The organism is Nonomuraea sp. NPDC048826, from assembly GCF_043198225.1.
Classification (GTDB): domain Bacteria; phylum Actinomycetota; class Actinomycetes; order Streptosporangiales; family Streptosporangiaceae; genus Nonomuraea.
In genome coordinates, this window is record NZ_JBICUQ010000006.1 from 40,434 (window position 1) to 51,305 (window position 10,872).

At 72.7% G+C, this 10,872-nt stretch carries 8 protein-coding genes; 4 read left to right on the forward strand and 4 right to left on the reverse strand.

The annotated features are described in order from the left end of the window. The first annotated feature begins 7 nt into the window (after nt 1–7). Both ACGFI7_RS21990 and ACGFI7_RS21995 read left to right on the forward strand, forming a co-directional pair. Nucleotides 8–670 (forward strand): Crp/Fnr family transcriptional regulator, encoded by a 663-nt coding sequence (locus tag ACGFI7_RS21990; RefSeq protein WP_393407274.1) that lies wholly within the window; start codon nt 8–10, stop codon nt 668–670. A gap of 66 nt (nt 671–736) precedes the next feature. Beyond that, a complete protein-coding gene (locus tag ACGFI7_RS21995) occupies nt 737–2,173 on the forward strand; it encodes an MFS transporter (protein WP_393407276.1) in 1,437 nt (478 codons plus the stop codon). Here ACGFI7_RS21995 and ACGFI7_RS22000 read toward each other — a convergent pair. Further along, nucleotides 2,170–2,820, reverse strand: a complete 651-nt coding sequence (locus ACGFI7_RS22000; RefSeq protein WP_393408581.1) for a TetR/AcrR family transcriptional regulator — start codon at nt 2,818–2,820, stop codon at nt 2,170–2,172. The genes ACGFI7_RS21995 and ACGFI7_RS22000 overlap by 4 nt on opposite strands. 71 nt (nt 2,821–2,891) lie before the next feature. Here ACGFI7_RS22000 and ACGFI7_RS22005 point away from each other — a divergent pair, with 71 nt between their 5' ends. Continuing rightward, nucleotides 2,892–4,310 (forward strand): MFS transporter, encoded by a 1,419-nt coding sequence (locus ACGFI7_RS22005; RefSeq protein ID WP_393407279.1) that lies wholly within the window; start codon nt 2,892–2,894, stop codon nt 4,308–4,310. Here the strand turns inward: ACGFI7_RS22005 and ACGFI7_RS22010 are convergent. Next, nucleotides 4,280–6,151, reverse strand: coding sequence for an ABC transporter ATP-binding protein (locus ACGFI7_RS22010; protein WP_393407282.1), 1,872 nt, complete (start codon nt 6,149–6,151; stop codon nt 4,280–4,282). The genes ACGFI7_RS22005 and ACGFI7_RS22010 overlap by 31 nt on opposite strands. Before the next feature lie 34 nt (nt 6,152–6,185). Then, nucleotides 6,186–8,231: a PhoX family protein gene (locus ACGFI7_RS22015; RefSeq protein ID WP_393407284.1), complete on the reverse strand. Its 2,046-nt coding sequence runs from the start codon at nt 8,229–8,231 to the stop codon at nt 6,186–6,188. A gap of 210 nt (nt 8,232–8,441) precedes the next feature. Here ACGFI7_RS22015 and ACGFI7_RS22020 point away from each other — a divergent pair, with 210 nt between their 5' ends. Beyond that, complete coding sequence (locus tag ACGFI7_RS22020) at nt 8,442–8,879, forward strand: sterol carrier family protein (protein ID WP_393407287.1); 438 nt, start codon at nt 8,442–8,444, stop codon at nt 8,877–8,879. A 118-nt stretch (nt 8,880–8,997) separates the two neighbouring features. Here the strand turns inward: ACGFI7_RS22020 and ACGFI7_RS22025 are convergent, their stop codons facing one another. Further along, complete coding sequence (locus ACGFI7_RS22025; protein WP_393407289.1) at nt 8,998–10,785, reverse strand: hypothetical protein; 1,788 nt, start codon at nt 10,783–10,785, stop codon at nt 8,998–9,000. Between the last annotated feature and the right edge of the window lie 87 nt (nt 10,786–10,872).

Here is a 10,872-nt window from a genome sequence, read left to right on the forward strand (position 1 = left end):
CGGGCGCATGAAGGCAGAGTCCGGCGAGTTCCTCTCCATGCTCACCGACGATGAGATCGAGGCCCTGCGCGCGGCCGGCCGGCCGCGCAGGTGGGACCGCGGGACGACGGTCATGTCGGAGGGCGACACCTCCGACTGGGTGCTCGTGCTCACCGAGGGCCGGGTCAAGGTGTCCTCCCACACCACGAGCGGCACCGAGGTGGTGCTGGCCGTGCGCGGGCCCGGCGGGCTGCTGGGCGACATGTCGGCCATCGACGGCTCCCCCCGTTCGGCCACGGTGACCGCGCTGGAGCCCATCTCCGGCATCGTGGTCCGCGACTTCGCCGGGTTCCTCCAGGCGCACGGGCGGATCGCGGTGCTGCTCATGCAGATGGTCACCGGCAGGCTGCGCGACGCCGACCGCAAGCGCATCGAGTACGGCGCGTTCGACACCACAGGCCGGGTGGCCACCCGGCTGATCGAGCTGGCCGAGCGCTACGGCGAGAAGACCAACAGCGGGGTCCGGGTCGCGCTGCCGCTGTCGCAGGACGAGCTGGCCGGGTGGACCGGCGCGTCCAGGGAGGCGGTCAGCAAGGCGCTGCGCACGTTACGCGACCGGGGGCTGATCGAGACCGGGCGGCGCCGGGTCGTCATCCACGACCTGGAGGGACTCAAGAAACGCGCTCGGTGAACTGCATTCTAGAATAACCTTCACCCGGCTGACCGCAGGCGTACGTCGTACGTCATAGTGGAAGGCATGGTCGCCGTCACCCCCGATCAGGCCCGGTTACGTTACGCGTGGCGCGTGTGCTCGGTCACCAGTCTGGGGCTGATCCTCATCGGCATGGCCGGCAGCACGCTCAACGTGGCCCTGCCGACCGTCGTGCGGCACTTCCACGCCACCCCGTTCCAGTCGGGGTGGATCCTGCTGGCCTTCCTCCTGACCAACACCGCGAGCCTGCTGTTCTTCGGCCGGGTGGCCGACCTGATCGGCCGGCGGGAGGTCTACCTGACCGGGTTCGCCCTGTTCACCCTGGCCTCGCTGCTCGCCGGGTTCTCGCCCGACGTGTGGTTCCTGGTCGGCATGCGGGTGGTGCAGGCCGTGGGCGCGGCGATGATCCTGGCCAACGGCACCGTCATCATCACCGAGGCGTTCCCGCCCGACCGGCTCAGCCAGGGCATGGGCGTCTACATGGGCACCCTGTCGGTGGCGCAACTGGCCGGGCCCACGCTGGGCGGCCTGATCGCGTCCACCGCGGGCTGGCAGTGGATCTTCTGGGTGAACGTGCCCGCCGGGCTGCTGGCCCTCACCTGGGGGGCGATCACGCTGCGCAAGATGCCGCGCGGGCCCAGGCGGCCGGTGGACGCGCTGGGCAACGCGCTGGTGTTCGCGGCGCTCTCGGCGGTGCTGCTGGCCCTGTCGGAGGCCGGGTCGAGGGGCCTGGGCAGCCCGCTGGTCCTGGCCGGGGCGGGCGTGTTCGCGGTGCTGGTGCCGTTGATCGTGCTGGTGGAGCGGCGGGCCGCCCATCCGGTGCTGGACCTGCGGTTGTTCGGCGGGCGGATGCTGGCCTGCGCGAACCTGGCCTCCTTCTGCAACGCGATCGCCAGGGCCTCGCTGATCCTCGTGGTGGCGCTCTACTTCCAGGCGGCCCGGGGGCTGGACGCGTTCGAGGCCGGGCTGAGCGTGCTGCCGGTGCCGGTCGGCATGGGGCTCGCCTCGCCGATCGTGGGCGCGCTCGGCCGGAAGGTGTCACCGTACGCGCTGTCCATCGGCGGGGCGCTGATGAGCTCGGCCGGGCTCGGCGCGCTCCTGCTGGCGACCGACCCGGGCACCCCGTACTCGGTGATCGGGCTCGGGCTGTTCGTGGCCGGCTGCGGCAGCGGCACGTTCCTGACGGGCAACACCACGCAGGTGATGGGCGCGCTGCCGAGCGGGAGCCTGGGCGTGGTGAACGGGTTCAGGCTGATGGTGATGAACGTCGGGGTCGTGCTCAGCGTCGGCCTGTCGCTGAGCGTGCTCGGCAGCGCGGTCGGCCCGCAGGTGCGGGCCCAGGTGTACGCGGGCACCCTGTCACGGCTCTCACCGGTGGCGCTCGACCAGCTCATGGCCGGCTTCCAGCGGACGTACGCGGTGCTGTTCGCGGTGGCGCTGGCCGGCGCCGCGCTCGCCGCCCTGGCCCGCTCGCCTCGTTAGCGCCTGGCCGCCAGGGCCTCGACGCCGGCCAGGATCAGGTCGACGCCGAACGTGTCGTACAGGTGTGGCGAGTTCTGGACCATGGGACCGGCCATCGCCACGAGGTTGGGGTAGCGGTCGGCGGGGAGCGACTCGATGGCCAGCCGCTTGACCCGGACGATCTCCGCGACCTCTTCCGGCGTGCGACTGGCGTCGAAGTGGACCGGGGCGTCGGCGATGGAGATGGCGCCCTGCAGCAGGTATTTCGTGATCAGGCAGCTCTCCTCGGGCGTGAACCCGGCGGACGCGGCCAGGCCGAGCGTCTCGTCCCAGACGGCCAGGAAGGCCGGCACCTCGGTCTGGTTGATCTGCTCCAGCACGTTCTTGGCGCACGGGTGGGCGCGCAGGGTGCGGATCAGCCTCTCCATCAGGTCGCGCAGCCGGTCCTGCCACGGGCGGTCGTCGGCGGGGCGGAAGGCGAAGCCGGCGATGAGGTGGCCGGCCATGCCGATGAGCAGCTGCTCCTTGTTCTTGAAGTGCCAGTAGAGGGCCATCGGAGTGACGCCCAGGTCGGTGGCCAGGCGCCTGATGGTCACCGCGTCCAGCCCCTCGGCGTCACCGATCTGCAGGGCGCGCTCGATGATCGCGTCCGCGGAGAGTTTTCCCATCACGGTTGACAACTATACGCTGTACACGTTCTCCTATACGGCGTACAAGTACTACGTATAGGGGGCAGACGATGGAGCGACGATGGGTCGCGCTGGGCGCGGTGACGCTCGGCACCTTCATGACGTACCTGGACAACAACGTGGGGAACGTCGCGTTGCCGACGATCCAGCGCGACCTCGGGCTGACCCTGTCCGGGCTGGAATGGATCGTGAGCTCGTACATCCTGGTCTTCGCCGGGCTGATGCTGGTCGGCGGGCGGCTGGCGGACGTGTTCGGGGCGCGGCGGGTGTTCCTCGCCGGGCTGGCCGTCTTCACCGCGGCCTCGCTGGCGGCGGGGCTGGCCGCCTCGGGCGGGGCGCTCATCGCCGCCCGCGCCGTCCAGGGCGTCGGCGCCGCGCTGCTCACCCCGACGGCGCTGTCGCTGATCACCCAGCTCTTCCCCGAACCGGGCGAGCGGGGCCGGGCCGTCGGCGTCTGGAGCGCCGCGGGCGCGCTGTCCATGGCCCTCGGGCCCGTCACCGGTGGCTTCATCAGCGAGAACCTGCACTGGGGCTGGATCTACCTGATCAACGTGCCGATCGGGATCGCGACCTCCGCCCTGGCGCTGTGGGCGGTCCGGCCGGCCTTCGCCCGCGTCCGGCGTGGCCTCGACCTGCCCGGCCTGGCCACCTCGGCGACCGCGCTGCTCGCTCTCACGTACGCGCTCATCGAGGGCGAGGCGGCGGGCTGGACGTCGGCGCCGATCCTGGGCGCGTTCGGCCTGGCGGCGGCGGCCGGGCTGGCGTTCGCGGCGGTGGAGGCGCGGGCCGCGGAGCCGATGATCGACCTGTCGCTGTTCCGGTCGCGGCGGTTCACCGGCGGCACCCTGACCAGCGGCATCTGGTCGTTCGGCGTGTTCGGGATCTACTTCTTCAGCGCGCTGTGGCTGCAGAACGTGCTCGGCTTCACGCCCACCGAGGCCGGGGCCGCGTTCGTGCCGATGGCGCTGCTCATGGGCACGGTGGCGGTGCTGTCCTCGCGCGTCAGCGCCGCGCTGGGCATCGGGCGCACCGTGGCGCTCGGGATGGCGCTCAAGGGCGCCGCGATCTTCATGCTCTCCGGCATCGGCGCGGACGGGACGTACGCGGACGTGCTGCCGTGGTTCCTGATGTACGGGCTCGGCGGCGGCCTGCTGGTGCCGCTCACCGCGGCGGTGCTCGACGGGATGCCGGCGGGCCGCTCCGGCGTGGCCTCGGGCGTGCTGAACGTGTCTCGGGAGGTGTTCGGGCTGCTCGGCATCACCGTGCTGGGCGCGGTGCTGACCGCCAGACAGGCGGCCAGTGGCGGCGCGCCGCTGACCGCGTTCCTGGACGGCTACCAGTTCACGCTGGTGATCGCGGGAGGCGTGCTGCTCGCGGCCATCCCGGTCGCCCTCCACACGCTGCGCGCGGACCGTGCCGAGCCGCCCGTCGCCGAGCCTCAGGCGGCGACGGCGGGCTCGGCGAACTGAGTGCGGTACAGCTCCTCGTAGCGGCCCCCGGCCGCGAGCAGCTCGGCGTGCGTGCCGCGCTCGATCACCCGGCCGTCCTCGACGACCAGGATGACGTCGGCGGCGCGGATCGTGGACAGCCGGTGCGCGATCACCACCGCGGTCCGCCCGTCGAGCGCCTCGGCCAGGGCCTCCTGCACCGCCGCCTCGTTGGTCGAGTCGAGCGCGGCCGTCGCCTCGTCCAGGATGACCACCCGCGACCTGGCCAGCAGCAGCCGGGCGATCGTCAGACGCTGACGCTCGCCGCCCGACAGCCGGTAGCCGCGCTCGCCGATGACCGTGTCCAGCCCGTCGGGCAGGGCCTCCACCAGGGCGCCCAGCCTGGCGCGGCGCAGCGCGTCCCACAGCTCCTCGTCGGGCGCGTCCGGCCGGACGAACAGCAGGTTGTTCCTGATCGTGTCGTGGAACAGGTGGCCGTCCTGGGTCACCATGCCGAGCGTCTCCCTGATGGAGTCGGCGGTCAGGTCGCGCACGTCCACGCCGCCGATCCGGACCGCGCCCGCGTCCACGTCGTACAGCCTCGGGATGAGCTGGGCGATCGTCGACTTGCCCGCGCCGGACGAGCCGACCAGGGCCACCATCTGACCGGGCGCCGCGGTGAAGGAGACGCCGTGCAGCACCTCCACGCCGCCTCGGGTGTCGAGCGCGGCCACCTCCTCCAGCGAGGCGAGCGACACCTTGTCGGCCGACGGGTACGCGAACCGTACGTCGTCGAACTCGACCGACACCGGACCGTCCGGCACCGCCCGCGCGCCCGGCCTGTCCTTGATCAGCGGCTCCAGGTCCAGCACCTCGAAGACCCGCTCGAAGCTGACCAGCGCGCTCATCACGTCCACCCGGGCGCTGGCCAGGGCGGTCAGCGGCGAGTAGAGCCGGGTGATCAGCAGCGCCAGCGCCACCACCGAGCCCGGGTCCAGCCGCCCGACCAGCGCGTAGTAGCCACCGAGCCCGTAGACCAGCGCCAGGGCCAGCGAGGAGACCACCGTCAGCGCGGTGACGAACACCGACTGCGTCATGGCCGTGCGCACCCCGATGTCGCGCACCCGCCCGGCCCGCGCCGTGAACTCCGCCGACTCCCTGGCGGGCCGGCCGAACAGCTTCACCAGCGTCGCGCCCGGCGCCGAGAACCGCTCGGTCATCTGGGTGCCCATGGCCGCGTTGTGGTCGGCGGCCTCCCGCCGCAGCCGGGCGATCCTGACCCCCATCCGGCGGGCGGGCAGCACGAACACCGGGAGCAGCAGCAGCGCCAGCAGCGTGATCTGCCACGACAGCGAGATCATCACGCTGACCGCAAGCACCAGCGTCACCACGTTGCCCACGATGCTTGAGAGCGTGTCGGTGAACGCCCGCTGCGCCCCGATGACGTCGTTGTTGAGCCTGCTCACCAGCGCGCCCGTACGCGTCCGGGTGAAGAAGGCGATGGGCATGCGCTGCACGTGGTCGAAGACCGCCGTGCGCAGGTCCAGGATCAAACCCTCGCCGAGGCCCGCCGACAGCCACCGGGCCACCAGCCCCAGCCCGGCCTCGGCCAGCGCCAGGCAGGCGATCAGCCCGGCGAGTCCGGTCACCACGCCGATCGGCTCCCCCGCGCCGATCGCGTCGAGCACCCGGCCGGCCAGCACCGGCGGGGCCACCGCGAGCGCCGCCATCACCACGCTCAGGGCCAGGAAAACCGCGATTCTCCCGCGATGCGGCCGGGCGAAGCCCCAGACGCGGCGGAGCGTCGCCTTCGAGATCGGGCGACGCTCCAGTTTGTTGTCCAGTGAATACAGCTGATGCCAGGCGGTCACTTCCATGCTCATGGCATGGAGGCTAAGACCTAAAGTTATATTGAGGTCAAGAACCGATCTTCCTGCCGCGCTCGTGCCACACCACCGCCACCGACGGCCGCGGCTGACTGCCCTCCCCGTCCGGCCAGCGGCTGGCGGGCCGGTCAGGGGTCGCGCCGTCCGCCTCGCCCGGGTGCTGCACCGCGACCCAGACGCTCCGCCCGTCCTCGCTGATCAGCGGGCCGCAGGTCTCGGCGGCGACCGGCACGCTGAGGAACTGGCGTACGTGGCCGCGTTCCCGGCCCTGGACCGGCATCACGAACAGGCCGTCGTTGGCGCCGAGCGCGTTGCCGTCGGTCGAGATCCACAGGTTGCCGTCGGGGTCGAAGGCCAGGTTGTCCGGGCAGGAGATCGGCGACACCCGGCTCTTGTCGAACCCGGCGAAGTAGGTCGAGGCGTCCCCCGGGTCACCGCAGACCAGCGGGACCGACCAGGCGAACGTCGTGGCCGCCGCGTCGTCGCGCCGCTCGACCAGCTCAAGCACGTGGCCGTGCTTGTTGGCGGCGCGCGGGTTGGCCTCGTCCGCCTGGGCCGGGGTGCGGTTGGCGTTGTTGGTCAGCGCGACGTAGACGGCGCCGGTCACCGGGTTGCGCTCCACGTCCTCGGGACGGTCCATCTTGGTGGCCGCCACCTTGTCGGCGGCGCTGCGGGTGTGGACCAGCACCTCGGCGGCCGTCATGCCCTCGACGAACGACCTGTCGCCGCTGACCAGCGGGATCCACTCGCCGGTTCCGTCGAAGGCGCCGTCGGACGGCAGCCTGCCGGAGCCGTCGAGCTCCTGCTCCGGGCTGTCGCCGGTGAACCTCGCCACGTAGAGCGTGCCCTCGTCCAGCAGGCCGCGGTTGTGCCGGTCGTTCCCACGTACGTAGCGGCCCTTGGAGACGAACTTGTAGACGTACTCGAACCGCGAGTCGTCGCCCATGTAGACGACGAGCCGGCCGTCACGGGCCAGCGTGGTGGTCGCGGCCTCGTGCGCGAAGCGGCCCAGCGCGGTCCGCTTGACCGGCGTCGCGTCGGGGTCGAACGGGTCGATCTCCACGATCCACCCGAACCGGTTCACCTCGTTCGGATGCTTCTCCAGGTCGAAGCGCTCGTCCACGCGGTCGAACCGGCGGCCCGAGACGCCCGACGGGATGCTGTAGCGGGCGATGTACGGCTTCTGCGCCTCCGGGACCTTGTCACCGTTGACGAAGTACTGGTTGAAGTTCTCCTCGGCGGTCAGCACCGTGCCCCACGGGGTGGTGCCGCCTGCGCAGTTGTTCAGCATGCCGACCGGCCTGACGCCCGCGGGGTCGGCGGCCGTCCTGAGCAGGTCGCTGCCGGCGGCGGGGCCGGTGAACCGCATCGGCGTCGACACCGTGACCCGCCGGTTGTAGCGGCGGCGCCCCCGGGTGACGAGCCGCCACTCGCCAGTGCCGCGGACCCGCTCCACCTCGACCACCGAGCCGCCGTGTGCCGCCATCGCGATCCTGATCTGGTCCTCGGAGGCCGCGGCGCCGCCGGTGTAGCCGCGGAACATCAGGTTCTCGTCGGTGTACTCGTGGTTCACCCAGAGCAGGCCCCGGTCCCGGCCCAGCGGGAAGAACGTCACGAAGTCGCAGTTGTAGCCGAACTGCATGGCCTGGGCCTCGGGCGTCTGGTTGTCGAAGTCGAACTCCGGCGCGCCAGGCAGCACCGGGTCACCCCAGCGCACCACCGCCGCCGCCCGGTACCCGGCCGGCACCCGCAGCGCGTCGTCCGTGTTCGGCGCCACCGGCTCGAACCTGAGGCCCTTGCGTGCGCCGCCACGCCTGCCCGGGTCGGCCGCCGCCGGGGCCGCCCCCAACGCCGCCCCGGCCCCCGTCACCAGCGCGCCCAGCGCCCCGGCCCGCAGCACGCCCCGGCGCGACAACGCCCTCTCCACCACCTCGCCGAAGTACGGGTTGTCACTGATGTTGGCCACCTCGTGCGCGCACTGGTCGCCGCAACGGAACTGACAGGTCATCGCGGATCGGCCACCCTTGTGCGGGGTGGAAAGCAGCGGCAGCAGCCGGCGCGGCGACAGGTTCGCCACAAGGTCCTCCAAGGTAGTGCGCGGTTCTCCCGCCGGGACGCTACGGTCGCCATCCCAACCCCTGGTGAACGAACACCGCCTCCTCGATGAACGCTTTACCCTCCGCGCCCGACGGACCGTGGAGAGGAAGGCTTGGCACCCCGCACCCCTGGAAGATCGTTGAGAGGAACGCTTGGCACTCAGCTCCGGCGCCCGGAGGACAATGGAGCGGTGCCGCCACGCAAGCTCGACCCGGAGAAACTGAGAGCCGCCCTCGACGACCAGCTCGTCGCGCTCGACCAGCCGCCCTACGACGGGCCCGCCACGGCCCTCGCCGACGCGCTCGTCACCGCCGTGCGGGCCGCCTACGACCGCGGCCTCCAGCCCGAGCGCGCGGCAGCCAGGTTTGCCGTGCGCCACCTGCTCGACCGGCTCGCCACCATCGCGCCCGGCCGCACCGTCGAGGTCCGCGTCCCGCCGTACGCCGCCGTCCAGGCCGTCGCCGGCCCCCGCCACACCCGCGGCACCCCGCCCAACGTCGTCGAGACCGACCCACGCACCTGGATCGACCTCGCCACCGGCCGCCTCACCTGGTCCGAAGCCCTCGCCCAAGGCACCATCTCCGCCAGCGGCGCCCGCGCCGACCTATCAGACCACCTGCCGCTGTAGCCGGTCCTCCTGGGACACAGGCACAGGCCTGACGGCTTGCCTGTCTGGCGAGGTGCGGGCCCGGCGGGTCCGGTTGTCCGGTCCGGGTCTGCTCGGACGAGGCTGTCAGGGCATGGCCTCAGTTGGGGCCTCGCATCCAGGGGATTCGCTCTTCGAAGCAGCGGTCCGCCAGGCCGCCGGGCAGTTGGCCGCATTCCCGCACGATGTCCCAGAACCAGATGGCCACGGCGCCGAACAGCAGCAACGCCAGCACGCTGAAGGCGATCCCGGTGATCGCGCGGCCCTTACCCACCCGCCGCACCAGCGCCACGATGCCGAACACGATGGACAGGATCGCCGTGAGCAGCCCGGTGAAGCACACGAACACCAGGAACGGGCTCGCCACGCCCAGCACCAGTGACGCGGTCGCCAGCCCGCTGCCGGGTTGCGCCGCCGGCCATCCGCCGTACGGTCCTCCATAGGGGTATCCGCCGCCCGGCGGTCCCCCGTACGGGCTCGACGGCGACGTCCCGGGCACGGCCCCCTGCTCGCCGTACGGGGACCCCGCGCCTTCCGGCCCGCCGTAGGAGCCCTCCGGCCGGCCGTACGGCGAGCCTCCGCCCTCGGACCCGCCATAGGGCGACCCGCCGGATCCCGGAGGAGCCGAGGCCGCGCTTTCCGGCCCGCCGTAAGGCGAGGTCCCGCTCTCGGGATGGCCGTAGGACGGCGCCCCGCCCCCGGGCCCGCCATACGGCGAAGTCCCGCCCTCCGAGGGTCCCCCGTACGGCGAGGGCCCGCCGAAGGCGCTGGGGCCCCCTTCAGACCGCCCCCCATAAGGCTCGCCGCCTTCCGCATGCCCCCCGTGCGGCTCCCCCGACGGCCTCCCACCGGCCGCAGGCCCGCCGTAAGGCCCCCCGCCCTCCGTAGATGCCTCCGCCGGTCCTCTGGCCGACCCCTCAGGAGCCGCAGGCCCGCCGTGAGGCCCCCCGCCCTCCGTAGATGCCTCCGCTGGTCGTCTGGCCGACCCCTCGGGAGCCGCAGATCCGCCGTACGGTCCTACTGCCGCAGAGCCGCCGGGCGGGGTGGCGGTGGGGCTTTCGGGCTCGGGATGGGCTCCGTAGCGGTCCTGGTCGCCGCTTTCCTCGGGGGTGCGGGCACCCTCTTCGGCGCCGCTCTCGGGAGGTGTCCAGTCCTCGCCGTAGGTGGGGATGGTCTCGCCTGGTTGGTAGCGGTGGGCGCCGTAGGGTTGAGGGCTGCCTTCCGGGTGGTCGCGGTGGGCGCCGTACGTCTGAGGTCCGCTGGTCGGGAGCGTGCCGAACACCTGGGTCTCGTCCGCCCCGAGTTCCGGGCGGGTGCCGGAGGGCTCCTCGTAGCGCGAGGGGGGCGGGGCCACGTCAGGGGTGGTTTCGCCCTCGGAGATGTTCTCCCAGCCTGGGTAGGCCGGGGTGCCGCCCGGGGTGGGGTAGGCGCGGCCCGGGTCGCCGCGGCCCGGGATCTCGAACACCGCCGTCTGCTCGGCGTCGCGCTCGTCGGGCACCTGGGTCGGCGGCGGCGCCTCGGGCGACTCGGGCAGGTCCGGATGGCGCGGCTGCGCGGGCCGGACCTCGGGCGCGGGCCCGGGCTCCGGCTCTGGTCGGGGCTCGGGGCGCGGCATGGGCTCCGGACGCGGGGTGGGTTCGGGGCGCGGCGTGGGTTCGGGGCGCACCGGTCCTGGGCCGGGGGCGGGCTGGTCCGGGCGGGGGACGACGGGAGGCTTCGGGGCGAGAGGTTCCTCACCTTCGGCGGGCTCCTCCGTCCCTCCCTGGTCGCCGGACGCGCGAGGCGAGGCCGCCGACGCGTCGTCGGGCTCGTCCGGGGCGCCCTCGGCCCACCAGGGACGGTCCTCGGGGGGATCGGGGTGCTGGTTCGGGTCGCCAGGTGTGGTCACGTCTGCTCTCCCGACGGGGTCTGCATGCCGGATACTTCACCTTTTCGCGGGAGCGGGACTTGAAACCTGGCGACACGGGTAAGTCGG